Genomic DNA, 23003 nt, shown 5'->3' with positions numbered 1-23003 from the left:
GCCGCCCCGTGGGCGCTACGCGCGGACGGGGCGGCGGAACAGGAACGCGGCCGTCACGCCCGTCACGAGGCCGAAGAGGTGTCCCTGCCAGCTGACCGTGGTGTTCGTCGGCAGGATGCCCGTCAGGATCCCCGTCCCCCAGTACGCGGCGATCCCGAGGGCGACCAGCACCCCCGGCACCCGGCGCTCGACGAACCCGCGCACCAGCAGGTACCCGAACAGTCCGAAGACCAGACCGGACGCCCCGGCCGTCACGGTGTTCGACCCGGAGACGAGCCACACCCCGAGCCCGTCCGCCATCACGACCACCGCGCACAGCGCCAGGAACCGCCGTATCCCGCTCAGTGCGGCGACGAAGCCCAGCACCAGCAGCGGCACGCTGTTCGACGCCACGTGGTCGAACCCGAAGTGGAGGAACGGCGCCAGCGGGATCCCGCCCAGCCCCTCCACGGTCCGCGGGACGATGCCGTACGCGTCCAGCGCGTGCCCGGTGGCCAGATCCACCACCTCGATCAGCCAGAGCAGGCCCACCCAGCCCAGCATCAGCTTCCCGGCGGCCTTGGCCCGGTCGGCCCGGCTCCACTCGTCGAGCGGTACGTCCCCCGGTATTCCGGCCATGTCCTGATCCCCCCGCTGTCGACGCTCGGGTCACCTTACTCAGCGTCGCCCGCCGGTGGCCGGATAGTCTCGGAGCTATGACTGACGGCAAGCGCACCCCGTGGGTGGTCGGGGTTTCCGGTGCGTCCGGGACGCCGTACGCGGCGGCGGTGATCCGCGGACTGCTGGCGGCGGGGGAGAGTGTGGACCTCGTGGTCAGCCGTGCCTCGCGGCTGACCCTCCTCGACGAGACGGGAATCGCGTTCCGTGACGCGCACTGGCGCGACGATCTCGCGGCCTGGCTGGAACGCGGGGCGGACGGCAAGCCCGCGACCTTCGCGCGGCCGGAACTGGACGACGTCCGCTACTGGGGCGCCGGAGACCTGGCCGCCGGGCCGAGTTCGGGCTCGTACCCCGTGAAGGGGATGCTCATCGTGCCGGCGTCCACGGCCTGTGTGGCGGGGGTGGCGCTCGGACTGTCGAAGGACCTGCTCCAGCGCGTCGCGAGCGTGACGCTGAAGGAGCGGCGGCGACTGGTGGTCGCGGTGCGGGAGACCCCGCTGAACGGGCAGACGCTCAAGCATCTGGTGGCGCTGGACGAGGCGGGCGCAGTGGTGCTGCCCGCCTCTCCGGCGTTCTACGCGGGGGCGACGCACATCCAGGACCTGGTGGATTTCGTCGCGGGGCGGGTGCTGGACGCGGCAGGGGTGCCGCACCGGCTTTACCGCAGGTGGGAGGGGGAGCTCGGTGGAGCGTCCCGCCCCCGGGAGGCAAGCGGTGACTAGCGCTTCTTGGCGCGGACGGCGCCCTGCTTGCGGGTCCGGTCGACGCGGTGGGCCGCGGCGGGCTGGTCGGTGCGGGATCGGTTGGCCAGCTCCTGGAGCTGTCGCATGTGCGCGTAGGCCATCTCGATCGTGTACACGGTGAACCACTCCTGATGTCGTCAGATCAGCGAGATCATCGCCAATCTGTTGAAAGATTCACAGGGTGTTGACCCTGTGCGCCTTTGATTCTATACGTAAACTTGCGGGATCGCCGAATAATGGAAGGCTCCAGGTATATGGACGCGGTGGATAGGCAGCTCATCCAGGCACTTCGTGAGAACGGACGTGCCTCGTACGCGGAGCTGGGCCGGCTCGTGGGCCTCTCCGGCCCCAGCGTCACCGACCGGATCAACCGGCTCGAGTCGGCCGGCGTGATCACCGGCTACCGCGCGACCGTCAACGCGGCCTCGCTCGGCCTCGGTGTCACGGCGCTCATCGGCATCTCCCTCTCCGACGCCGCGGACCACGAGGACGTGGCCCGCCGCCTGCGCGACCTGGCGGAGATCGAGGACTGCTGGTTCATCGCCGGCGACGACTCGTACATGCTCAAGGTCCGTGCGGGCGACGTGGACGGGCTGGAGCGGATCATCCGCAAGCTCTCCGGCACCAAGGGCGTCTCGCGCACCCGTACCACCATCGTGCTCTCCACGAAGTGGGAGAACCGGGTCGGGGACCTGCCCGAAGAGCGCTAAGAGTACGGTGGGTGGCGGTTGCAGGCAGGACAGGACCCGTAGAGGAGACGACCGGAATGGACGCTGGGCTCAAGCGTGAGCTGGAGGACAAGGTTCGCTCCGGCGAGCGGCTGACCCGTGAGGACGGCATCGCCCTCTACGAGTCCGACGACCTGGCCTGGCTGGGCGGCCTCGCCCACGAGGTGCGTACGCGCAAGAACGGCGACGTCGTCCACTTCAACGTCAACCGCCACCTCAACATGACGAACGTGTGCACCGCCTCGTGCGCCTACTGCTCGTTCCAGCGCAAGCCGGGCGAGAAGGACGCGTACACGATGCGCATCGAGGAAGCCGTACGCCTGGCCAAGGCCATGGAGAACGAGAACCTCACCGAGCTGCACATCGTCAACGGCCTGCACCCCAGCCTGCCGTGGCGGTACTACCCGCGCTCGCTCTCCGCCCTGAAGGAGGCGCTGCCGAACGTCTCGCTGAAGGCGTTCACGGCGACGGAGATCCACCACTTCGAGACGATCTCCGGCATGTCGGCCTCCGACATCCTGGACGAGCTGATCGAGGCCGGTCTGGAGTCGCTCACCGGCGGCGGCGCGGAGATCTTCGACTGGGAGGTCCGCCAGCACATCGTGGACCACAAGACCCACTGGGAAGACTGGTCGCGCATCCACCGCCTGGCGCACTCCAAGGGCCTCAAGACCCCGTCGACCATGCTCTACGGGCACATCGAGGAGCCGCGCCACCGCGTGGACCACGTGCTGCGGCTGCGCGAGCTCCAGGACGAGACCGGCGGCTTCCAGGTCTTCATCCCGCTGCGCTACCAGCACGACTTCGTCGACATGCAGGACGGCAAGGTCCGCAACAAGCTGCAGGCGCGTACGACGATGGCGACGGGCGCCGAGGCGCTGAAGACCTTCGCCGTCTCCCGGCTGCTGTTCGACAACGTGCCGCACGTCAAGGTCTTCTGGGTCATGCACGGTGTGCAGACCGCCCAGCTGGCCCTCCAGCACGGCGCGGACGACATGGACGGCTCGGTCGTCGAGTACAAGATCACGCACGACGCGGACAACTACGGCACGCCGAACAAGCTGGGCCGTGACGATCTGCTGGAGCTGATCCGCGAGGCCGGCTTCCGCCCGGTCGAGCGCAACACGCGCTACGAGATCATCCGCGAGTACCCGGGCCCGGACGCGGACCTGCGCGAGACCCCGCAGGCGATGCGCGTCTGACGCCCTGCCGTCGCGTTCGCGAGCGCCCTGGTCCGCATGCCGGACCGGGGCGCTTTTTGCTGGACCACCCCCAGGGGTAATAGATACTCTTCGGCAATGACCCTTACGTTCACTCTGGATCCGCAGATCGACCCGGCGCTGCACGAGGCCCTCCTCGACCTGTGGACGGACGCGTCCAACGCCGGCGGAGCCGTGGGTTTCGTCCCGCCGGTCGCCCGGGACGACATCCGCCCCCAGCTGGTCAAGCAGCTCGGCATGATCGCCGACGGTCAGATGCGGCTCCTGGTGGGCCACGACGGGGACGGGCTGGCCGCCGCCGCCTTCCTCGGGCTCAACCGGCACGCCCTGATGGGCCACTGGATCTGGCTCTACACGGTGATGGTCCACCCGGGCCGCCAGGGCCGGGGCTACGGCCGCCGCCTGATGGCCGCGTCCGCCGACTCCGCCCGCGCGATGGACGGCGTCGAAGCCATCCGCCTGTCCTGCCGCGGCGGAATGGGGCTGGAGCACTTCTACGCGGCCTGCGGCTACAAGGAGGTCGGCCGCGTCCCGGGCGCGATCCGGGTGGCCCCGGGCGACGACCGCGACGACATCACGATGCTCCTGCCGCTGCACTGACCCCCGGCGGATGACCCCGGCGGGTTTGTCCGCACCTGCGCCGTGCTTCACTGGACGGGCGCGCAGTCGACCGAGTGCGAGTACCGACGAGAGAGAAGGGGTCACCGTGTCCCTCAAGCCGAGCGCGACGATCCGCTACACCGCGATGCGGCTGGGCATCTTCGTCGGATGCCTCGTCCTGGTCGCCGTCCTGGTCAACGTGGGCTGGGTGCCCGCTGGTCTCGGCGACGCCAACCCCGCCTGGGTCGTGCTGCTCGCCCTGGTGATCTCCGCGCCGCTCTCCTTCGTACTGCTGCGCAAGCAGCGCGACGAGATGTCCGCGCAGATCTCCGGACGCGTCGCGGGCGCGAAGGAGAAGCTCGCCGCGAACCGCTCGCAGGAGGACGCGGCGGACGACGCCGCCCGCGCCTGAGTTAGCTTCCTCACACGCCGAACCGCCCCAGCGCACGGGACTCTCCCGTGCGCTGGGGCGGTTCGGCGTTTCCGGGGGGGCGCGGCTCCCCCTGACTCAAAGTGCACCTTTGAGATCCTCAAAGGGAAAGTGTTAGCGTGTTAAACATGTTGACCACAGTTGCGCACGAAATGACCGCGAGCGTCCCGCTCGTGGCGCGCCTGCACGTCGACCTCTGCCGCCGCGTGTCCGCGGCCTGTTGTGGCTGTCGCTGAGCCCACGCCGTTCTTCTTCTCTTCCCCCCTTCTTTGCGCATCACCCCCGGAGTGTGTCCGTGTCCGCGACCCCTCAGGCCCCCGCCAAGGCCTCTTTCAAGTTCCCGTTCTGGGCCCAGATCGTCACCGGTCTCGTGCTCGGCGTCCTGTTCGGCTGGCTCGCCCGCAGCCAGGACGTCAGCTGGCTCGCCAAGACCCTCGAGCAGGTCGGCGACATATTCGTCCAGTTGCTGAAGCTGGCCGTCGCCCCGCTCGTCTTCTTCGCGATCCTGGTGTCGATCACCAACCTGCGGAAGGTGAACAACGCCGCCCGCCTCGCCTCGCGCACGCTGCTCTGGTTCATGATCACCTCGCTGATCGCCGTCGGCATCGGCCTCGCGATCGGCCTGCTGACCAACCCGGGCGCCGGCACCGGCCTCACCCCGCAGGACGGCAAGCTGCCCAAGCGCACCGGCTCCTGGCTCGACTTCCTGACCGGCATCGTCCCGACGGACGTCATCACGCCGTTCACCGAGCTGAACGTGCTCCAGATCGTCTTCATGGCCGCCGTCGCCGGCATCGCCGCCCTCCAGCTCGGCGACAAGGCCCAGCCGCTGCTCACCGTCGCCGAGTCGGTCCTGGAGCTCCTCCAGAAGGCCCTGTGGTGGGTCATCCGCCTCGCCCCCATCGGCACCGTCGGCCTGATCGGCACCGCGATCGCCTCGTACGGCTGGGAGCTCATCGGCAAGTACGCGACCTTCACCGCGGACGTGTACGTCGGATCCGCGCTCGTGATGTTCGGCGTCTACCCGCTGCTCCTCGCCACGGTCGCCAAGGTCAACCCGATCCAGTTCTTCAAGGGCGCCTGGCCCGCGATCCAGCTGGCCTTCGTCTCCCGCTCCTCGGTCGGCACGATGCCGGTCACCCAGAAGGTCACCGAGCGCCTCGGCGTCCCGAAGGAGTACGCCTCCTTCGCCGTCCCGTTCGGCGCGACGACGAAGATGGACGGCTGCGCCGCGATCTACCCGGCACTCGCCGCGATCTTCATCGCGCAGATCTTCGACGTGCAGCTGACGGTCACCGACTACCTGCTGATCGCCTTCGTCTCGGTCGTCGGCTCGGCCGCCACGGCCGGTCTGACGGGCGCCACGGTCATGCTGACCCTGACCCTCTCCACCCTGGGCCTGCCCCTGGAGGGCGTCGGCCTGCTGATGGCGATCGACCCGATCCTCGACATGATGCGCACCGCCACCAACGTCGCCGGCCAGGCTCTGGTCCCGGTCGTGGTCGCGGCCCGCGAAGGGATCTTGGACAAGAAGGCCTACGAGACGGCCTCGTCCTCCCCGCTGGACGAGCGCACCCCCGTACCGGTGGCGGCCTGACCGTCCCACCCCTCCGCGGCCCCCGCCCCCACCCGGGCGGGGGCCGCGGTGCGTTCAGCCCAGGGTCTCGCCGCGGATGAAGGCCGTCAGGCCGAGGATCAGCGGCGGGGCCAGCCACCACAGGCCCATCGTGCGGCGGACGGTCGGGATGACGGTGATGAGCAGGCCCAGCACGCTCAGGGACATCGAGATCAGGCACATCGCGCCGACTCCCGCATAGCCCTGGTCGTCCCACTCGCCCTGCGGGCCGGCGTACAGGGCCGCGAACACGGCGACGGCGTTCAAGAGGTGGATCAGTCCGAGCGGGACGCCCAGGACCCACTGGAGGCAGCCCCGGTCCTCGGGCAGGTCGATGCTCTCGCGCCCGTACGTCATTGCATCGCCTTCTTCACGTTGCCGAGGTTGTTCCGGAAATCATCGCCGTAGTCCTGGGCCTTCTTCGACTCCCAGTACGGGCCGCCGTTGTACCGGGCGGCGATCTCCTGCATCTGCGCCTCGGTCAGCTGGTCCGCCGGTACGTTCGCGTACCCCGTCTCCTCCTTGATCTGCGCCAGGAATCCCGCCGCGATGAACGCGTTCTGCTTCGGGTCCTGGAGCGCGGACTTCACCACGTTGCGCTGCTGGTCCGTCAGGTTCTCCGGGTCGTAGCCCAGCACCTCCGCCCCGCGCCGCAGCTGCACCGCGATCGGCCCGAACGAGGTCTCGTCCGGCTTGCCGCCCGCCCGGTCCGGCAGGTTCTCGGCCGTGACCGGGCTCAGCCCCCATGGCGCGTCCGCCGCCTGCCGGAAGAAGTCCACCCCGTCGTCGAAGATCCCCGGCTGGCCGCCGACCTCCTTCCACGCGATGCCGGCCACCATCTCCTCCGGCAGCCCCGCCCGCTGCGCCGCCGCCCGCAGGATCTCCTTGTTGTTGCGGATCCACTCCGCCCGTCCCTCGTCCGACTGCGGCGGGTCCCAGTAGTTGTCGTCCGCCTCCGGCAGCCCCGCCACCCGCATCCGGATGTCCCGCAGCTCGGGCGAGACCGGCTCGCTCCCCACCGGCCCCGTCATGTCCTTCTTCGGACCGCTGCCCGGCAGGTGCGTCAGGGGGTTCGTGCGGGCCTCCGCCGCCTCGCGCCGGATGTCGGCCATCGCCGCGTACACGTCGACCCCGCCCCCGCCGCCCTTGACCTTGAACTCGGGCAGCAGCTCGTACGCCTGCTTCAGCGCGTGCACGCACACGCTCCGCGCCTCCGCCTCGGCCGTCTTGGCCAGGTGGAAGCTGCCGCCCGCGTCGTCGTGCAGCCGGTTCGCCTCGTCCCGGATGTCGTCCACGTCCATCGTCAGCTCGGCGAAGAAGTCCATGACCCCGGTGGTGGCCCGCATGTCCTCCCACTGGCACATCGGCTCCGCCTCCTGCGCGGTGCGCGTGATCGCCGTGCCCTTCGTGCCGATCAGCGCCGCGAGCGCCCGCTCCGAGCGCTTGCCGTTCCCGTAGTGGGACTTGGCGGTCGTCAGGGCCGCCGCGTACGCGTGCAGGGCGCTCGCCGCCTTGTCGTACCCCTCGGCCATGTGCAGGACGAGCTGGCGCGCCTCCGAGAGTCGCGAGGTGTACGTGTGGCTGCCGTCGCTCTGCCACTGCGTACCGGTCTCGGCGCGCCGCGCGGGCTCCTCGACCTGCACCAGCAGGTCGCGCAGCCGCCGGAACTCGGCGGCGTTGCGCTCCACGAGCGCCGGATTGCACTCCTCCAGGAACTGGACGTCCTTGCGGTGGCTCAGGCTCACTTCGACTCCGGCTTCACGTACTGGCCCCCGTCGAGGATGCCGTCGAGGAAGCTGCGGGCGGTGCCGTCGTCCACCTGCGCGAAGCTGGTGCCGGTGGTCTTGAGCTTGGTGGCCAGGGCGGCGAACAGGTTGATCGTGTCCTTGAACTGGTCGTCGGCGAAGCGGGCGAAGCGCAGTGCTTCCGCCGAGACGTCGGCGTGGGCGCGCGGGGCGCGCGCCATGGTGCTCGCGTCCCCGTCCGGCCGCCCCTCGTGGAGGAGCGCGGCGATCTCGATCAGCAGGTTGGCGTTGCCGTTGATGGACTGCGCCCCGGCGACGAGACTCCCGGCCGGACTCCCCGGCACGCCGGCGTCGGCGGGTACGTGGTTGAGGCGCATGGCGGGCGACGGCTGCTGCGCGAGGGCGGCGGCCTTGTGCTGGGCCCATTCCGCATCGAACGACATGTGTCCCCTGGGTAGTTGATAACCGGACATGACCAGAATTGGCTGATCATGTTCATGAGAGACGTGGAAGAGGATCATACGGTTCCAGGCGCACGGCCATAGTCGGCCGCTGCTGATCAACTGACCTTGTGCGGGCGCATGGTGACGGTACGGGAGACGCGCGCGGCGGCGCGGATGATCGGGCGGCGCAACGCGCTGCGTCACCTGGCGAGCGGTGTCGGCACCTCACCGGTCGCGGCGTGCGGAGGCAAGGGCCGGGACGGGAGCCCGGCCGCGGCCGGGACGGCCGGGACCCCGACGGCAGCTGCCGGGACGACCGCAGGCGCGTCCTCACCGGCCCCGTCGGCGGCCTCCTCGGGCGTCGTCGCCCGGGCCTTCGACGCGTTCATCAAGGGCGACCGGAACCTGGAGTCGACCACGCCGAGCGGCGAGACCGCGAAGGGGAAGGCCACCCTCAACGCGGACCGCGGCGGGAAATCCGGCTGGACACCAGCGACGGCCGGGTGCTGAAGGTGACCTACGGGAACAGCGTGGTGCGGATCGTCCACAGTGAGGGCGGGCACAGAGAACCGGTGCACGTCTGCACCCGCGCCTGAAGTCCGTCGTCAGACACCGGCTGCGTGGGCCACGAACCCGGCCCACGCACCGGGCCCGACCGTCAGGTGGGCACGCTGGACGTCCTTGGAGTCCCGGACCAGGACGGCCTCGGGGGTGTTGGCCACCTCGACGCAGTCGTTGATGTTGCTGCTGTCGCTGTAGCTGCTCTTGAACCACTCCAGCTCAGGCTTGTCGATCATGTCTCTCCCAGCAGTTTCTCGACGAAGGCCCGTGACTCCCGGGGCGAGAGAGCCTGGGCCCGGATCATGCCATATTGCAGCTCAAGGATTCGGAGCTGCTTCGGATCGGAGACCGGGCGGCCGTTGAAGATGCCCTCGCCGCGTCCTACCGCCGAACCGTCTGCGAACTTCAGCACTTGGATCAAGCCCTCCATTCCGGCGTGATCGTCACAGTTGGTCGGCATCACTTGAATGGTGACGTTCCGCAACTTCCCCAACTCCAAAAGTCGTTCGAGTTGGGCGCGCCGAACCATTGTGCCTCCGATGGTGCGCCGAAGCGTCACCTCTTCTTGGACGAAACTGAGGGCTGGGCCTGGCGACCGGTCGAAGATCGTCTGGCGAGCCATTCGTGCTGCCACGCCCCGCTCGACCTCCTCCGGAGACTGTGGGGGCTGCGCCATCTCGAAGAGCGCCCGCGCGTAGCCCTCGGTCTGCAGCAGGCCATGGATGTTGTGGTTGCCGTACGCCGCCACTTCCACGGCCTTGCCCTCCATCTTCGCCAGGGCACGGATCTTCTTGGGGTAGCGGACCTGTTCCAGGTCGGCCTTCATGGCGGCGATCTTGCCTCCGGCCCCCAGCACCTCATCGGCACGGTCCAGGTACTCGGGGCGGGGGATCCGCTTTCCGGCCTCGACCTTGCGGACCTGATCCTCGCCGTACCGGATGGCCGCCCCGAACTCGGCGGCCCGCATGCCGGCCTCCTCCCGCCAGACCTTGAGCTGGCGGCCCAGCGCGGCCACCACCGCCACGCCCTGTTCGTCCTCCGGGTCGACGTCCCAGCCGGGCTCTTCCGTACCGTCACTGCCGTCCACGCTCATGCGCGCCCACCTCCGACGAGCCGATGTCCTCAGCGCCCCGTACCCGCCACCCCGGTCCGGACAGCCGTGACAGCACTGGACAAGCGCCGGACAAACGCGGGACGTACAAGCGATGTCGCTTCCCACGGTACGCACGCGCGGCCACGCTGAGTGACGTGATTCCTCAACTCGTCGACTTCCACGTCCAGCTGTCCGCGACCCCGCGCGGAGCAAGGCTCGGGCGCATGCTCGCCATCGAACAACTGCGGGCCTGGGGGCTCCCCTTGGACGCTCCGGGGCAGATCATCGCCGAGCTCTCCACGAACGCGATCACCCACGGGCGCGTCCCCGGCCGGGACTTCAAACTCGCCCTCACCGTCACCCCCGGGACGCTGCTGATCGAGGTGACGGACACCCGGGGTGACCGCATCCCCGAGATCCGCGACACGGGGCGCGGCCTGGTCCTGGTCGAAGCGCTGGCCGAACGATGGGGCGTAAGGGAAGGACCGGCCCCGTCCAAGGTGGTCTGGGCGGAGCTGTCGCTCGCCGCCGGGTCCCGGAGTGCTGCGATCCGGCGTGCTTAGACGCATAAAGACCCAAAGAACCGGGGGGAAGAACCAACCGACCCAACCCCACCCGCGCGCGTCCCTCGGTCGGGTGAACCGTGCCAACTCAGCTGGATTTCGTACCGGTTGGCGGGCATATGCTCGCCCCGACAACCGCAGACATGAGACGGCCCCCGGCGGGACTGGCATCCCGGTCGAGGGCCTGACCATCTTAGGAAGTGGCTCGCTTCCCCATGGCTCTTCAGCACCCTAGCGCGCCCTCGCGCGCCTCGTCCCGAGTTCGTGCCGGGACCCCCCGATCCGGTGTCACCCACGTCAACACGCCGCACGCGACTCACTTCACCGTGGTCGGCAACCACCTGCTCCAGCACCGCGAGCTGTCGGCGACGGCGATCGGGGTGGCGGCGTACATCCAGTCGCTCCCGGAAGGTGCCCCGGTCGGCATCAGGGCCCTGGTGGCCCGCTTCCCGGAGGGCGAGATCCGCATGAGCTCCGCCCTGCGCGAGCTGGAACGCCACGGCTACCTGGAGCGGCGGCGCGAGCGGCTGGAGACCGGACGGGTGGTGACCCGGACGTACTCGTACAACAAGCCGCTGAGCGGCCCGGACGAACCCCCGCCCCCGGACCGTGAGCCCGTACCGGACCGTGAGCCCGTACCGGCGCCGGACCCGCAGGCCGAGCCGCAGGGGAGCGCCGATCCCGAGCCCGAGCCTGGACCCGTACACCCCGGCGCGACCGCTCTGCTCGCCGGCCTCCGCCGCCACGACCCCCGGCTGCTGCTGGCCGAACGCGACGTGCGGCGCCTCGCACCCGGTGTCTCGGCCTGGCTGGAGCGGGGCGCGGACCCCGAGGCGGTCGCCCTGGCCCTGACCGCGAACCTCCCGGAACCCCTGCGCAGCCCCGCCTCCGTACTCGCGTACCGCCTCAAGGCGCTGCTCCCGCCCCACCTGCCGGCGGCCCCGTCCGCCAGGCCGATCAGACGCCCGGATCCCTTCCAGACCTGCGACGGCTGCGACCGGGCCTTCCGCGCCCCCCGCCCCGGCCGCTGCCGCGACTGCCCGCCGCCGACCGCCGCGGCGGCTTAGCCGAGCTTGGTCGTGTAGTCGGAGTAGAACGTCTTGCCCGAGGTGTGGTCGATGACCTTGGCCCGGCAGGTGCCGCGGGCGCCGACGGCGAAGACGTAGCTTCGGGTCTGGTTCGGGCTCATCCAGAACGCGCCCTGGTCGCCGTAGGTGTAGCCGTTCTGGCATTCGAGGTTGAAGTCGACGTAGTGGGCCTGGCCGTCGTCCCACGGCCGGATCCACTCGGCGTCGTAGCCGTTGCCCACGGTGCGGACGCAGGAGTTGCCCTCGTTCCAGAAGCGGCACTTCCACGATCCCGCGGCCTCGGCCGAGGAGGCGAAGGCGATCGTGCCGGTGACGACGGTGAGGGCGGCGGCAGCCAGTGTGCCGATGCGCTTGGCGATGTTCATGTGATCCCCCTGTGTGGATGTTCGATGGCGCGTCGGAACGGACGCGGGCAGCGTCAACCGGCCCCGTACGGTCGGTTCCCGACCGTCCCGTTGCGCCGCATCGTTCCTGGCGACACCGAGACTAGGCAGGACGCCGATCACCGCGATGTGCATCCGGCGCAGGATTCCTTGATGCTCGACGCGCGGAATTCGGTGGGGCTGATTCCGTACGCCTCGCGGAAGGAACGGCTGAAGACGGCGGGGCTGCTGAAGCCCCAGCGCGCCGCGATCGCGTACACGGGGTGCGCCAGGAGGTCGCGGCGGGCGAGGTCGGCACGGCACCGTTCCAGGCGGCGCCTGCGGATCCGGGCGTGGACGCTCTCTCCCCGTCCGTGGAAGAGCTGGTGGAGCGTGCGCACCGACATGCTGTGATGGGCGGCGATCGCGGTCGGAGTCAGTTCGGGGTCACCGAGGTTGTGCTCGACGAACGCGTGGATCCGCTGGAGCAGGGCGTGCGTGCGGACCTCGGCGGGGAGGTGCTCCTCGGCGTCCAGGTACTGGGCGAGAGAGGCCGCGGCGAGGTCGACGGCGACCGTGCCGAGATGGGCCAGTTGCCCCGGCCGGCAGTGCCCGCCGTGGTCCACGAGGGAGGACAGGAAGGAGCCGAGTATCGCGGCCATGCCGGATCCGCCCGGTATGCGCTGGGCGAGCAGGCGGTCGAGGCGCCGGCTGCTCAGCGGTAATGCGCTCCGGGGGAGCTGGAGGATCACCAGCTCCCCGTGGCCGCCACCGGCGGGGGTGACCGCGTCCGAAGGCCGTGAGGTGTCCCAGAACACGAGGTCGCCGACCTCGGCGCTGCATTCGTTGCCGTGCTGGGACATCAGCATGGCGCCCTTGCTCACCATGGCCAGCTGGTACTGCTCCGGGTCACCGCGCCGGATCAGTGCGGGGGTGCGTCGCGAGCGCAGGGGTGCGTACGCGAGCCGCGAGACGCTGAACTCACCCAGGGGCAGCACGGCCGCTTCGGCCGTGAAGTCGGCGGGCCGCTCGCTCTTGAGCGAGGTGGGCATCACCGCGCGCGACACCATGTCGGAGAACCAGTCGAACCGCTCCGCGGCGGGTAGTGCGTCCGAAGAAACCAGTGACCACATTCCTTGCTCCCCCCGTTGGGTGCACAGCGCCGGGGCCGGGACGCGGCAACGGCTCGTCTGCCGATCAGGTGTCGCATGGTGCCCCGACCCCGTGGATCTTGACGCCGCGCGTGGCGGAGCCGGTTCCGCCACGTCGAGGCACGCCGGAGGGGAGTGCCGTCGAGCCTCGCGCGCCGACTGCTCATACGATCCGTTTGACGGCCTGGCCGCTAGTCCTGCCCGTTTTCGAGGCGGGCCGTGAGGAGGTTGGGGTCCCGCACGGCGGAGAAGTAGGAGGCACTCGTCACGTAGACGGTCTTCTCCTGCTTCCCCTGCTTCCCCTGCTTCTCGGTCGTCTCCGTCTTCTCCTTGTCGTCCTGCTTCTCGAACACCGCCACGGCGGTCGGGCTGGACAGGCCGTCCGGCGAGGTGAGGACGATGGCGTGGGTGCCGTTCGGGCGGACGAGGGCGACTTCGTTCACCGCGATCAGCGCGGCGAGGACCGTGTCGTCCTGTCCGGTGAAGGCGAAGTCGTCGATCCCGGCGAGTCCGGTCGCCCTGGTCTCGATCGTGCCGGCGACGCCGTCGCGGCGCACGGGGATGCGCAGCAGGGTCTGGCGGTCGGTGTTGGACACCCACACGGCGCCGTTGTGGACCTTGATGCCGTTCGCGCCGGCCGGGAAGCGCTCGATCTCGGAGAGCGGCTGGAGCGCGGCCCCCGCGGCCCAGATCGTGGCCGTTCCGCCCTTCAGCGGGACGCGCCAGACCAGTCCGCGTGCCGTGTCGGCCACGTAGAACACGCCGAGCTTCTCGTCGAGGGCGAGGCCGTTGGGGAGCGAGTCCGTCGGAAGCTGCGCGATCTGGACGGGCGTGCCGCCGTGCGGCCCGATGCGCCAGATGCCGGTCTCGCTCGTGCCGGTGGCGTAGTTGACGTACAGGGTGCCGTCCTTGGCGCGCACGATCCCCGTCACCACGGCCGCGCGGAAGACGGGGGTGAGCGGGTTCGGGACCGCGGGCAGGACCGAGAGGAGCCGGGTGGACCCGTGCTCGTCGACGCGGACGACCTGCCGGGCGAAGGCCAGGGTCACGTTCGCGGAGCCGTCGGGTTCGAGGGCGATGTTCTCCGGGGTCTGACCGGCGGAGCGGCTGAACTGCGCGACGGTGCGTGGGTCCGACAGGGTCGGCTCGCCCGCCGACGCGGCGGTGGGGGCGAGCAGGGTGAGGGCGGCGGCGACGACCGTGGCGCTGGTGGCCAGGCGTGAGAGTCGGAACATGGGCCTCTCCTTGGGCGGCGCGAGGTGCCGGGGAACGCGGCACAAAGAAGAGGTGATGCCGTATCAGGGGGAAGTGGTGGCAGTCACGGCCGGAGGATCGCCTGCTTGGTCGACGACTTGGGGCCGGCCGGCTCAGCCGAGGGTGAGCGGGTGGTCGGGCGCGAGTTCCTTCGCGATCCGTTCGGCCACGGTGGAGGCCGAGTTGTCCTCGGGGGAGGAGGGGCCCTTGGTCACGGAGACCGCGATCGAGAGGTCCTGCGCCGGGAGGTAGGCCGAGACGGCCGCATAACCGGAGAAGGAGGGATTCGTCGCGATCCAGTCGCGCAGGACCAGGACGCCGAAGCCGAAGTGGAGGGCCTCGGTGTTCTTCCGGCAGTACGGGGCCGGGCACTCCTTCGTCGGGGTGCCGAGGCCGACCGTGCCGGGGTTCAGCTGGGTGCGGAAGGCCTCCTTCGACAGCAGGGCTCCCGTGCCGATGCCGCGGGCGGAGGTGGCCAGGTCGCAGATGTCCCCGGTGAGGACCGCGCCGGGGGCGGTGGTCCACGAAGGGTTCCAGTAGCTCGACTCCTCGTACTTGCCGCGTTCCGAGGTGAAGGCGTGCAGGGCCGGGACCGGGATCTCGGGGGTCGCGGAGTTCCTCGTCTCGGGCAGGCCGAGCGGGCCGATCACGAGGTCCTGGAGCACCTGGTCGAGCGGCTTCCCGGTGATCTTCGCGAGGGCGGCGCCCAGCAGCTGGAAGTTCTCGTGCGAGTAGCTCCAGCTGGTGCCCGGCGCGTACCAGAGCGGGTGGCGGCTGGTGATGGCCAGGGTGTCCGCCGGGGTCCACGCGCGGAACGGCTTGGCCTCGATCTCCTTGAGGAACACCGGGTCGGTGACGTAGTCGTGGATGCCCGAGGTGGAACTGCCCAGCATGCGCAGCGTGATCTCGTCGGCGTGGGGGACCTGCGGCAGCCACTTCGAGAGGGGGTCGTCGCGGCCGACCTGACCCTCGTCGACGAGGGCGAGCAGGGCGGTGGCCATGTAGACGATGCCGACCGAGCCGGTGCGGAAGTGCATGGCGGGGTCGGCGCGGACTCCGGTCATCGAATTGCCGAGGGCCGCGGTGACGACGTCCTGCTCGCCCGAGGTCACGCGGAGGACGACCGAGTTGAGCCCGAACTCGCGCTGTGCGGCGCGGGCGATGTCGAGGACGCGGGCCGCCCGCCCCGAGGCCGTGGCCGGGTCCGGGGAGCTGACACACTTCCGCGCGGGTTCCGCGGCGCCCGCGGCCGGGGCGGTCCCCGCCCCGAGCGGCAGGACCGCGGCGACCAGAGCGGCAGCGCAGACGCACGCCGTCCGAGTACGCCTCACGCCCCTCAGTATGGGTCCGCCCGGCGCATCCTGCGCGGGGGCGGGCGGCTCGGCGGGGTCCACCGGCGGCCGCCGTCCGGCGGGCCCGCCGGCGGCTCGCCGCTCAGCGGGCCCGCCGGACTCGGCTCTCGTCCCAGACCGGCTCCGCGGTCTCCCTGACGACCCCGTCCGAGCCGAAGACCAGGTAGCGGTCGAAGGAGCGGGCGAACCAGCGGTCGTGCGTCACCGCCAGCACCGTGCCCTCGTACGCCTCCAGCCCCTCCTGCAGCGCCTCCGCGGACTCCAGGTCGAGGTTGTCCGTCGGCTCGTCGAGGAGCAGCGCGGTGGTGCCGGCCAGCTCCAGCAGCAGGATCTGGAAACGTGCCTGCTGGCCTCCCGACAGCTTGTCGAAGGGCTGGTCCCCCTGGCGCTCCAGCTCGTACCGGCGCAGCGCCGACATCGCCCCGCCCCGGTCCTTGGCGTGCTCCGTCCACAGGATGTCGACCAGGGTGCGCCCCATCAGCTCGGGGTGCGCGTGGGTCTGGGCGAAGTGGCCGGGAACGACCCGCGCGCCCAGCTTCCACGCTCCGGTGTGGGCGACGGCATCGCCCGCCAGCAGCCGCAGGAAGTGGGACTTGCCCGAGCCGTTCGAGCCGAGGACCGCCACCCGCTCCCCGTAGAAGACCTCCAGGGAGAACGGCTTCATCAGACCCGTGAGCTCCAGGTCCTCGCAGACCACCGCCCGTACGCCCGTCCTGCCGCCCTGCAGCCGCATCCGGATGTCCTGCTTGCGCGGCGGCTCCGGCGGCGGGCCGATCTCCTCGAACTTGCGCAGCCGGGTCTTGGCCGCCTGGTAGCGCGAGGCCATCTCGTCACTGCGCGCCGCGTACTGCTGCATGTCCTGCACGAGCCGCTTGAGCTGCGCGCGCTTCTCGTCCCAGCGCCGGCGCAGCTCGTCGAAGCGCGCGAACCGCTCCTCCCGGGCCTCGGGGAAGCTCGCGAAGCCGCCGCCGTGCACCCACACGTCGGATCCGGCCGGGCCGGGCTCCACCGCGACGATCCGCTGCGCGGCCCGCGCCAGCAGCTCCCGGTCGTGGGAGATGAACAGGACCGTCTTGCGGGTCTCCCGCAGCCGCTCCTCCAGCCACCGCTTTCCCGGCACGTCGAGGTAGTTGTCCGGCTCGTCCAGCAGCAGTACCTCGTCCGGCCCGCGCAGCAGCGCCTCCAGTACGAGCCGCTTCTGCTCGCCGCCGGACAGCGTGCGCACCTCGCGGAACTGCGCCCGGTCGTACGGCACGCCGAGGGCCGCCGTCGTGCACATGTCCCAGACGGTCTCGGCCTCGTACCCGCGGGCCTCGGCCCAATCGCTCAGCGCCTGCGCGTACTTCAGCTGCGCGGCCTCGTCGTCCACCGTCATGATCAGGTGCTCGGCCGCGTCCACGGCCGCCGCGGCGGCCCGGATCCGCGGCTGCGACACCGACACCAGCAGGTCGCGGACCGTGCGCTCGTCCCGTACCGAGCCGACGAACTGGTGCATGACGCCGACGCCGCCGCTGGAGGTGACCGTTCCGCCGTGCGGGCGCAGCTCGCCCGAGATCAGCCGCAGCAGCGTCGTCTTGCCCGCGCCGTTGGCGCCGACGAGGGCCGCCACCGAACCTTCACCGACTCTGAACGAGGCATCACCGAGCAGCACGCGCCCATCGGGCAGGTAGTACTCCAGGTGCGAGGCTTCGAGATGTCCCATGCTCAGCAACCCTGCCCGCCGTACGGCGGGCGCACAACGCGTTTTCGGCGTGCCCGGCGGGAGCGGTGCGGGGGGTGTGGAGGAGTGGGGTGGGTTCGTCCACGGGGCGCGCGGGGGCTGGTCAGGTGGGTTACCCGTAGGTAAATTACCGGCGGTAACTCCGGAGTCTAGTCGAGGAGATCGCCGTGGAAGCCGTACCCCAGCTGGTACCGCCCCTGTTGACCGTCGTCGACGGGGTGGTGCGGGAGGCCGAGGTGCCCGCGCTGGCCGGGGTGCCGGGGAGCGGATCGCTCGGGGACATCCCCTTCCAGAACGCCCGGGAGGCCCCCGGCGAGGCGGTGCTCGCCCGCAAGGAGCGGGACGGCAGCTGGCGCGACGTCACCGCCGCCGAGTTCGCGGCCGAGGTGACGGCCGTCGCCAAGGGCCTGATCGCGGAGGGGCTGCGCGAGGGGGACCGGCTCGCGATCATGGCCAGGACCACGTACGAGTGGACCCTGCTGGACTTCGCGGGGTGGGCCGCCGGGCTGGTCACCGTACCGATCTACCCGACCTCGTCCGCGCTGCAGGCCCGCTGGATCATCCAGGACTCCGGCGCAGTGGCCTGCGCCGTCGAGGACACCGCACAGGCCCGCATCATCAGCGCCGAGCGGGCCAACCTGCCCTGGCTGGCGCACCTGTGGGAGTTCGACACGGGCGCGATCGCGCGGCTGGTCAAGGCGGGTGAGGACCTGCCGGACGCCGTCGTGCACGCGCGCCGGTCCGTCCGTACCCCGGACTCCGTGGCCACGCTCATCTACACGTCCGGTACGACGGGACGGCCCAAGGGCTGCGTGATCACGCACGCCAACTTCTTCGCCGAGGCCGACAACGCGGTCGAGCTCCTGCACCCCGTCTTCAAGTCCGCGACCACGGACGCGGCCTCGACGCTGCTCTTCCTGCCGCTCTCGCACGTGTTCGGGCGGATGGTGGCCGTCGGGTGCATGCGCGCGCGGGTCAAGCTCGGACACGCGCCGAGCATCAAGACCGAGGAGCTGCTCGCCGACCTCGCCGGGTTCCGGCCGACGTTCCTGCTGGCCATCCCGTACGTACTGGAGAAGGTCTACAACACCGCGCGCGCGACCGCCGAACGGATGGGCCGGGCCTCGTCGTTCGACCGCGCCGCGCGGATCGCCCAGCGGTACGGGGAGATCGCGGAGGGCCGCAACGCGGGGGTGGGCCTGCGGACGGCGCGGGCGCTGTACGACCCGCTCGTCTACCGGCGGATCCGGGCGGCGCTGGGCGGGCGCGTCCGGTACGTCCTGAGCGGGGGCTCGCCGCTGGGGCGCCGGCTCGCGGCGTTCTACACGGGCGCCGGGATCGACGTCTTCGAGGGGTACGGGCTCACGGAGACCACCGGCGCCAGCACCGTCACCCCGCCGCTGAAACCGCGGCTCGGGACGGTGGGCTGGCCGCTGCCGGGCACCGCGGTGCGGATCGCGGAGGACGGGGAGGTACTGCTGCGGGGGCGGCACGTGTTCGCGGGGTACTGGAACTCGGGGGAGGCGGTCGGCGGCTGGTTCCCGACGGGGGACATCGGGGAGCTGGACGCCGAGGGCTACCTGACCATCACCGGCCGGAAGAAGGACCTGATCATCACCTCCGGCGGCAAGAACGTGGCCCCGGCCCCGCTGGAGGACTGGCTGCGCGCCCACCCGCTGGTCGGCCAGTGCATGGTGATCGGCGACAACCGGCCCTACATCACGGCGCTGATCACGCTGGAGCCGGAGGGGCTGGCGCACTGGCGGCAGATGCACAAGAAGACGGGCGTGCCGTTGCGGGAGCTCGTACGGGACGAGGACCTGCGGGCGGACCTGCAGCGCGCGGTGGACGAGGCGAACCGGCTGGTCTCGCGAGCGGAGTCGATCCGCCGCTTCACGGTGCTGCCGGTGGAGTTCACGGAAGCGGGCGGCCACCTGACCCCGTCCCTGAAGCTGAAGCGCGCCAGGATAGCCCGCGACTTCGAGCGCGAGACGGACGACCTGTACCGCAGGGCGTGACCCCGGGGTGGGGGGGAGGGCGGGCAGGCCCCCGCCCCCCATCGGCGGGGAGGCCCCCGCCCCCATCGGCGAGGCTATGCCGCGATCGCGGCGAGGCCGGCTTCGGCGATCTTGACGTCGTCCGACCAGTGGCCCCCCGAGACGCCGACGCCGCCGACGAGCTGGCCGTCGACGACGATCGGCAGGCCGCCACCGAACGTGACCAGCCGGTCGATGCCGGTGCGGGCCCCCGGCGCCAGCTGCGCGTCGTTCTCGACGAACTCGTGCCAGTCGGTGGTGCTCAGGCCGAAGGCGGCGGCCGTGTAGGCCTTGTCCTGGGCGATCTGGATCGTCATCAGGCCCGAGCCGTCCATCCGCGCGAAGGCGCTGAGGTGACCGGACTCGTCCACCACCGCGACGGCGAAGCGCAGCTCCGTCTCCCGGGCCGCGGCGAGGGCGGCGTCGACGATGGCGCGTGCGAGGTCGTTGCTGAGGGCGGGGCGGGTGCGGACAGCGGTCATGGCGAGCTCCTTGCGGAAAGGTGGCTTATTCGTACGCATGCAGCTAACAGCATGCTGATAGCTGCACGCAAGCTGCCTGTCATCTCGGCGAGAACTGGTGACCGTCTCCTACACTCGGCGCATGCACTACTCCGAGCGGCTGCTGATCCACATCAAGCAGGCCGAGCGCATCACGCAGGCCGCCAAGGAGGCCGCGGTGCGCGAGGCCGGGATCACCGCTGCTCAGCAGGCGGCCCTCGCCGTGCTCAGCGACAACCCCGGCATCAATGCCGCCGAGCTCGCGCGCAGGCTCTCGGTGACCCCGCAGACGATGAACAGCCTGCTCGGCCGGATGGAGACCCGCGGTCTGATCGCCCGCACCCCGCACCCGGTCCACGGCACGCTCATCGAGATCCGGCTGACCGAACGCGGCGCCGAGGTCTTCGCCCAGGCCGACGCGCTGGTCGCGAAGCTCGACGCCCGCCTCGCCGAGGGCCTCTCCGCGGACGAGGTGGCAGCCGTACGCGACCTCCTCGCCCGCATCGTCCACAACGCCGAGGCCCCGGGTCTCTGACGCCCGGGCCTGGCGGGACTCGTCAGCAGTCGGCGTGCGTCGGGCGGTTCGCGAAGCGGTCGGCGAGCCAGTTCCCGGCCGCCAGGGAGTGGGTGATCACGCCGCTGACGTGCTCACCGACCCAGATGGTCCGCCACTCCACGTCCGCGCCCTTCGCGCACCACTCCGAGCGCAGCTGCCGCCCGACCGCGTACGGGATGAGCTCGTCGCCGAGCGCGTGGTACTGGTACACCGGCGCCGCCGGGGCGGTCCGCCCCAGCCGGCTCTGGTTCAACCGGGCCTGCCAGTCGGGCTGTTCGAGCGGGTTGCGGGTCGTCAGGTCGGAGATCCGCTTGAAGGAGCCCGCGATGGCGTCGACGGCCACGCACTTCTCCTTCATCCCGGCGACGAGCGCCTTGCCCGCCGGGTTGAGGTACGAGTCGAGCCGCAGTTCCGGGAAGGCCGCGTCCTGCCCGGCCGCCGCCATGAAGACGAGCCCCGAGCCGTAGGAGCCGTTGTTGAAGTCGGCCACCTCCAGCAGGTCGGCCGGGACCCCACCCGTCGCCGTGCCCTTCACGTTCAGCTCGGGGGCGTACGAACCCTGCAGCTCGGCGGCCCAGCTGCTGGCCTGGCCGCCCTGGGAGTAGCCCATGATCCCGACCGGGGTGTCCGCCGACAGCCCCGCTCCTGGAAGCCGGGTGGCCGCCCGGGCGGCATCGAGCACGGCCCGCCCGGCCGACGGGCCCACCGTGTACGTGTGAACCCCCGGCGTGCCGAGCCCCTCGTAGTCGGTGACGACCACGGCCCAGCCGCGCAGGGTGAGCTGCTGGATGAGGTTGGCCTCCATGGCGGTGCCGTACGGCAGGTTGTTGCTCGGCGCGCAGGAGTCGCCCATGCCGACGGTGCCGACGGCGTACGTGACGAGCGGCCGCGGGCCGGTCCGGCCGTCCTGGGGGACGATCACGGTGCCGGAGACGGTGTCGGGGGCACCGTCGGCGGTGGTGGACCGGTAGTGGATCTTCCACGCCTTGGTGCCGGTCGGCTGCCCGGGCAGCGGGTGGAAGGCGGACGGCGAGACATCGACGATGTCCCCGGCCCGGCCTTCGGCTGCGGACGCGGCGACGGGGGACGAGACCGGGACGGCCAGCGCGGCCACGATCGCGGCCACGGCTGCGGGGGTTCGAAAACGCATGGGCGGCTCTCCCAACGAGCGTTTCGTGCGGGGAACGGGTGAGGAGAACGTAGTGACCGACCGGTCGGAACGTCGCTGACCGCGCAGCTCACCTTTCCTGACCCGCCCTCACACCCGGTAGGCCGCGGACTCGCCCGACGAGGTGAACCTGACCCCACTGCGCCGCGCCGCCCGTTCGCGTCGGTGGCGTTCCTTCGCGCACGCTCGTGGCGCTGGCCACGCTCTGGCAGTCGTTCACCAAACGCGGGCCGTCGGCGCCTCCTCCCACCCGGTGGCACTGCTTCCGAACCCGATGCCGCGCTGTGGCCCCCGGGCGAGGGGCGTGCGGCAGCCGGCGACCGTCAACATCCCCTAGCCGAAGGGGTCAAGGGGTGCCCGACGCGATCCTGTACGCCCCCGGCGTCGTGCCCGTCCAGCGGCGGAACGCGCGGTGGAAGGCCGTGTCCTCCGAGAAGCCGAGCCGGGCCGCGAGTTCCGCGATCGGCTCGCCGCTCTCCGCCAGCCCCGCGATCGCCGCGTCCCGCCGCACGTGGTCCTTCAGCTGCTGGAACGACGTGCCCTCCTGCTGCAGCCGGCGCCGCAGCGTCGCCGGCGACACGGCGAGGCGCGCCGCCACCTCCCCCAGCGCCGGCAGCCGCGGCGAAGTCCGCAACTGCCCGGCCAGGGCCCGGTGGACCTGCTCCGCGACCGTCGTCCCGTACTCCGGCCGCGACAGCAGGTCGAAGGGGGCCCGCCGCAGCATCGCGTCCAGCGCCGCCTCGTCCCGTACGAGCGGTGCGGCCAGCCAGTGCGCGTCGAAGGCCGCCCCCGTACGGTCCGCCCCGAAGCGGACCGGGCAGTCGAACAGGATCTGGTACTCCGCCTCGTGCGGCGGCGCGGGGTACGCGAACGCCGCGTACGCCAGCGGGATGCGCCGCCCGATCAGCCAGCTGCTCAGCCGGTGCCAGATGGCGAGCACGCACTCGGTCAGGAACCGCTCATCGTCCCGCGCGAAATCGTTGCGCACCGTGAAACGGGCCTCCGCGCCGACGACCTCCAACAGCAGTTCCGGGCCGCCCGGAAACAGGCCGTAGAAGGTCGCGGCACGCTCCACCGCCGCCCCGAGGTCCCGGCAGCCGAGCGAGGCGTGACACATCATCGCGAACGTGCCCGGGCGGCTCGGCACCCCCGACAGACCGAGGAACTCGTCCTGCGTGGTCCGGTACAGCGCCCGGAAGAGCCGGGCGAACTGCGCCGGAGTGATCCGCGCCCGGTCGTCGCCGAGCAGCAGCGGCGGGATCTGCGCCTCCTGGAGCAGCGGCACGGTGTCGATGCCGCCGCGCGCCGCCCCCGCGAGCAGGGCACGCACATGGTGCACGGTGATCGTCCGCCTCCCCATGGCTCCGACGGTAGCCCGGATGAGCGCTGCGGTCAGGGGGCGTGACGCTTCCGGT

At 71.1% G+C, this 23003-nt stretch carries 26 protein-coding genes; 11 read left to right on the top strand and 15 right to left on the bottom strand.

Features of this window, described 5'->3' with window-relative positions; genetic code table 11:
• Positions 1–15: 15 nt before the first annotated feature.
• Positions 16–618 carry a rhomboid family intramembrane serine protease gene (locus K7B10_RS18335; protein ID WP_229337169.1) on the bottom strand — a complete coding sequence of 201 codons (603 nt, stop codon included), beginning with the start codon at positions 616–618 and terminating at the stop codon, positions 16–18.
• A 77-nt stretch (positions 619–695) separates the two neighbouring features.
• Here K7B10_RS18335 and K7B10_RS18330 point away from each other — a divergent pair, with 77 nt between their 5' ends.
• On the top strand, positions 696–1382 hold the full coding sequence (locus K7B10_RS18330; protein ID WP_229337167.1) for a UbiX family flavin prenyltransferase: 687 nt from the start codon (positions 696–698) through the stop codon (positions 1380–1382).
• Here the strand turns inward: K7B10_RS18330 and K7B10_RS18325 are convergent.
• The gene (locus K7B10_RS18325) at positions 1379–1519 is read right to left on the bottom strand and encodes a hypothetical protein (protein WP_229337165.1); all 141 of its coding nucleotides are present in this window, start codon (positions 1517–1519) and stop codon (positions 1379–1381) included. The genes K7B10_RS18330 and K7B10_RS18325 overlap by 4 nt on opposite strands.
• Before the next feature lie 138 nt (positions 1520–1657).
• Between K7B10_RS18325 and K7B10_RS18320 the strand changes: the two genes are divergently transcribed.
• The 5 genes from K7B10_RS18320 to K7B10_RS18300 all read left to right on the top strand — a co-directional run bounded on the left by K7B10_RS18320 (position 1658) and on the right by K7B10_RS18300 (position 5978).
• Complete coding sequence (locus K7B10_RS18320; RefSeq protein ID WP_030864586.1) at positions 1658–2113, top strand: Lrp/AsnC family transcriptional regulator; 456 nt, start codon at positions 1658–1660, stop codon at positions 2111–2113.
• Positions 2114–2169: 56 nt separating this feature from the next.
• Complete coding sequence (mqnE, locus tag K7B10_RS18315) at positions 2170–3333, top strand: aminofutalosine synthase MqnE (protein WP_229337163.1); 1164 nt, start codon at positions 2170–2172, stop codon at positions 3331–3333.
• Positions 3334–3429: 96 nt separating this feature from the next.
• Positions 3430–3951, top strand: coding sequence for a GNAT family N-acetyltransferase (locus K7B10_RS18310; RefSeq protein WP_229337161.1), 522 nt, complete (start codon positions 3430–3432; stop codon positions 3949–3951).
• Between the two features lie 145 nt (positions 3952–4096).
• Positions 4097–4363: a DUF4229 domain-containing protein gene (locus tag K7B10_RS18305; RefSeq protein WP_051696588.1), complete on the top strand. Its 267-nt coding sequence runs from the start codon at positions 4097–4099 to the stop codon at positions 4361–4363.
• A 307-nt stretch (positions 4364–4670) separates the two neighbouring features.
• Positions 4671–5978, top strand: coding sequence for a dicarboxylate/amino acid:cation symporter (locus K7B10_RS18300; RefSeq protein ID WP_030864592.1), 1308 nt, complete (start codon positions 4671–4673; stop codon positions 5976–5978).
• Positions 5979–6032: 54 nt separating this feature from the next.
• Here K7B10_RS18300 and K7B10_RS18295 read toward each other — a convergent pair whose 3' ends face one another.
• Genes K7B10_RS18295 through K7B10_RS18285 form a run of 3 tightly spaced genes read right to left on the bottom strand, consistent with a single transcriptional unit; the run spans position 6033 to position 8184 of the window.
• Complete coding sequence (locus tag K7B10_RS18295; RefSeq protein WP_229337159.1) at positions 6033–6353, bottom strand: hypothetical protein; 321 nt, start codon at positions 6351–6353, stop codon at positions 6033–6035.
• On the bottom strand, positions 6350–7741 hold the full coding sequence (locus K7B10_RS40860; protein WP_308284599.1) for a hypothetical protein: 1392 nt from the start codon (positions 7739–7741) through the stop codon (positions 6350–6352). Before K7B10_RS40860 ends, K7B10_RS18295 begins: the two co-directional genes overlap by 4 nt.
• On the bottom strand, positions 7738–8184 hold the full coding sequence (locus tag K7B10_RS18285; protein ID WP_229337157.1) for a hypothetical protein: 447 nt from the start codon (positions 8182–8184) through the stop codon (positions 7738–7740). Before K7B10_RS18285 ends, K7B10_RS40860 begins: the two co-directional genes overlap by 4 nt.
• Before the next feature lie 138 nt (positions 8185–8322).
• Between K7B10_RS18285 and K7B10_RS18280 the strand changes: the two genes are divergently transcribed.
• A complete protein-coding gene (locus tag K7B10_RS18280) occupies positions 8323–8694 on the top strand; it encodes a hypothetical protein (protein ID WP_229337155.1) in 372 nt (123 codons plus the stop codon).
• A gap of 95 nt (positions 8695–8789) precedes the next feature.
• Here K7B10_RS18280 and K7B10_RS18275 read toward each other — a convergent pair whose 3' ends face one another.
• Both K7B10_RS18275 and K7B10_RS18270 read right to left on the bottom strand, forming a co-directional pair.
• Positions 8790–8981 carry a DUF397 domain-containing protein gene (locus K7B10_RS18275; RefSeq protein WP_229337154.1) on the bottom strand — a complete coding sequence of 64 codons (192 nt, stop codon included), beginning with the start codon at positions 8979–8981 and terminating at the stop codon, positions 8790–8792.
• Entirely contained in the window at positions 8978–9838 is an 861-nt protein-coding gene (locus tag K7B10_RS18270; protein ID WP_229337153.1) for a helix-turn-helix domain-containing protein, read from the bottom strand. The genes K7B10_RS18275 and K7B10_RS18270 overlap by 4 nt, the downstream gene beginning before the upstream one ends.
• A gap of 155 nt (positions 9839–9993) precedes the next feature.
• Between K7B10_RS18270 and K7B10_RS18265 the strand changes: the two genes are divergently transcribed.
• A complete protein-coding gene (locus K7B10_RS18265) occupies positions 9994–10401 on the top strand; it encodes an ATP-binding protein (RefSeq protein ID WP_229337152.1) in 408 nt (135 codons plus the stop codon).
• A gap of 326 nt (positions 10402–10727) precedes the next feature.
• Positions 10728–11468 carry a helix-turn-helix domain-containing protein gene (locus tag K7B10_RS18260; RefSeq protein WP_308284598.1) on the top strand — a complete coding sequence of 247 codons (741 nt, stop codon included), beginning with the start codon at positions 10728–10730 and terminating at the stop codon, positions 11466–11468.
• On the opposite strand, the gene K7B10_RS18255 is transcribed toward K7B10_RS18260, so the two are convergent.
• From K7B10_RS18255 to K7B10_RS18235, 5 genes are all read right to left on the bottom strand, one after another.
• Complete coding sequence (locus K7B10_RS18255; protein ID WP_229337150.1) at positions 11465–11854, bottom strand: hypothetical protein; 390 nt, start codon at positions 11852–11854, stop codon at positions 11465–11467. The two genes, K7B10_RS18260 and K7B10_RS18255, sit on opposite strands and share 4 nt — an antisense overlap.
• A gap of 137 nt (positions 11855–11991) precedes the next feature.
• Positions 11992–12984, bottom strand: coding sequence for an AraC family transcriptional regulator (locus tag K7B10_RS18250; protein WP_229337149.1), 993 nt, complete (start codon positions 12982–12984; stop codon positions 11992–11994).
• 209 nt (positions 12985–13193) lie between these two features.
• Positions 13194–14237, bottom strand: coding sequence for an SMP-30/gluconolactonase/LRE family protein (locus tag K7B10_RS18245; RefSeq protein WP_229337148.1), 1044 nt, complete (start codon positions 14235–14237; stop codon positions 13194–13196).
• A gap of 132 nt (positions 14238–14369) precedes the next feature.
• Positions 14370–15587, bottom strand: coding sequence for a serine hydrolase domain-containing protein (locus K7B10_RS18240; RefSeq protein ID WP_229337147.1), 1218 nt, complete (start codon positions 15585–15587; stop codon positions 14370–14372).
• 103 nt (positions 15588–15690) lie between these two features.
• Positions 15691–17310: an ABC-F family ATP-binding cassette domain-containing protein gene (locus tag K7B10_RS18235; protein WP_229337145.1), complete on the bottom strand. Its 1620-nt coding sequence runs from the start codon at positions 17308–17310 to the stop codon at positions 15691–15693.
• A gap of 179 nt (positions 17311–17489) precedes the next feature.
• Here K7B10_RS18235 and K7B10_RS18230 point away from each other — a divergent pair, with 179 nt between their 5' ends.
• Positions 17490–19346, top strand: coding sequence for an AMP-dependent synthetase/ligase (locus K7B10_RS18230; protein WP_372481556.1), 1857 nt, complete (start codon positions 17490–17492; stop codon positions 19344–19346).
• A gap of 74 nt (positions 19347–19420) precedes the next feature.
• Here K7B10_RS18230 and K7B10_RS18225 read toward each other — a convergent pair whose 3' ends face one another.
• Entirely contained in the window at positions 19421–19846 is a 426-nt protein-coding gene (locus tag K7B10_RS18225; protein WP_229337144.1) for a GlcG/HbpS family heme-binding protein, read from the bottom strand.
• A gap of 121 nt (positions 19847–19967) precedes the next feature.
• On the opposite strand from K7B10_RS18225, the gene K7B10_RS18220 reads away from it, so the two are divergent.
• Positions 19968–20399 carry a MarR family winged helix-turn-helix transcriptional regulator gene (locus tag K7B10_RS18220; protein WP_229337143.1) on the top strand — a complete coding sequence of 144 codons (432 nt, stop codon included), beginning with the start codon at positions 19968–19970 and terminating at the stop codon, positions 20397–20399.
• Positions 20400–20421: 22 nt separating this feature from the next.
• On the opposite strand, the gene K7B10_RS18215 is transcribed toward K7B10_RS18220, so the two are convergent.
• Together K7B10_RS18215 and K7B10_RS18210 are read right to left on the bottom strand one after the other, a co-directional pair.
• A complete protein-coding gene (locus K7B10_RS18215; protein ID WP_229337142.1) occupies positions 20422–21570 on the bottom strand; it encodes a lipase family protein in 1149 nt (382 codons plus the stop codon).
• Positions 21571–21934: 364 nt separating this feature from the next.
• Positions 21935–22948 (bottom strand): AraC family transcriptional regulator, encoded by a 1014-nt coding sequence (locus tag K7B10_RS18210; RefSeq protein ID WP_229337141.1) that lies wholly within the window; start codon positions 22946–22948, stop codon positions 21935–21937.
• Positions 22949–23003 lie beyond the last annotated feature (55 nt).

It is taken from the genome of Streptomyces flavotricini, assembly GCF_020639365.1.
GTDB lineage: Bacteria > Actinomycetota > Actinomycetes > Streptomycetales > Streptomycetaceae > Streptomyces > Streptomyces flavotricini.
The sequence above is the reverse complement of the archived record's forward strand: the minus strand, read 5'-3'. Positions and strand labels throughout refer to the sequence as shown.

Bases quoted from the DNA above. Each gene is read 5' to 3' on its own strand.
- K7B10_RS18215 (WP_229337142.1), bottom strand. From the start codon at position 21,570: ATGCGTTTTCGAACCCCCGCAGCCGTGGCCGCGATCGTGGCCGCGCTG.
- K7B10_RS18275 (WP_229337154.1), bottom strand. From the start codon at position 8,981: ATGATCGACAAGCCTGAGCTGGAGTGGTTCAAGAGCAGCTACAGCGAC.
- K7B10_RS18330 (WP_229337167.1), top strand. From the start codon at position 696: ATGACTGACGGCAAGCGCACCCCGTGGGTGGTCGGGGTTTCCGGTGCG.
- K7B10_RS18235 (WP_229337145.1), bottom strand. From the start codon at position 17,310: ATGGGACATCTCGAAGCCTCGCACCTGGAGTACTACCTGCCCGATGGG.
- K7B10_RS18220 (WP_229337143.1), top strand. From the start codon at position 19,968: ATGCACTACTCCGAGCGGCTGCTGATCCACATCAAGCAGGCCGAGCGC.
- K7B10_RS18270 (WP_229337153.1), bottom strand. From the start codon at position 9,838: ATGAGCGTGGACGGCAGTGACGGTACGGAAGAGCCCGGCTGGGACGTC.
- K7B10_RS18310 (WP_229337161.1), top strand. From the start codon at position 3,430: ATGACCCTTACGTTCACTCTGGATCCGCAGATCGACCCGGCGCTGCAC.
- K7B10_RS18280 (WP_229337155.1), top strand. From the start codon at position 8,323: ATGGTGACGGTACGGGAGACGCGCGCGGCGGCGCGGATGATCGGGCGG.
- K7B10_RS18250 (WP_229337149.1), bottom strand. From the start codon at position 12,984: ATGTGGTCACTGGTTTCTTCGGACGCACTACCCGCCGCGGAGCGGTTC.
- K7B10_RS18295 (WP_229337159.1), bottom strand. From the start codon at position 6,353: ATGACGTACGGGCGCGAGAGCATCGACCTGCCCGAGGACCGGGGCTGC.
- K7B10_RS18210 (WP_229337141.1), bottom strand. From the start codon at position 22,948: ATGGGGAGGCGGACGATCACCGTGCACCATGTGCGTGCCCTGCTCGCG.
- K7B10_RS18225 (WP_229337144.1), bottom strand. From the start codon at position 19,846: ATGACCGCTGTCCGCACCCGCCCCGCCCTCAGCAACGACCTCGCACGC.
- K7B10_RS18245 (WP_229337148.1), bottom strand. From the start codon at position 14,237: ATGTTCCGACTCTCACGCCTGGCCACCAGCGCCACGGTCGTCGCCGCC.
- K7B10_RS18255 (WP_229337150.1), bottom strand. From the start codon at position 11,854: ATGAACATCGCCAAGCGCATCGGCACACTGGCTGCCGCCGCCCTCACC.
- K7B10_RS18305 (WP_051696588.1), top strand. From the start codon at position 4,097: ATGCGGCTGGGCATCTTCGTCGGATGCCTCGTCCTGGTCGCCGTCCTG.
- K7B10_RS18285 (WP_229337157.1), bottom strand. From the start codon at position 8,184: ATGTCGTTCGATGCGGAATGGGCCCAGCACAAGGCCGCCGCCCTCGCG.
- mqnE (WP_229337163.1), top strand. From the start codon at position 2,170: ATGGACGCTGGGCTCAAGCGTGAGCTGGAGGACAAGGTTCGCTCCGGC.
- K7B10_RS18335 (WP_229337169.1), bottom strand. From the start codon at position 618: ATGGCCGGAATACCGGGGGACGTACCGCTCGACGAGTGGAGCCGGGCC.
- K7B10_RS18320 (WP_030864586.1), top strand. From the start codon at position 1,658: ATGGACGCGGTGGATAGGCAGCTCATCCAGGCACTTCGTGAGAACGGA.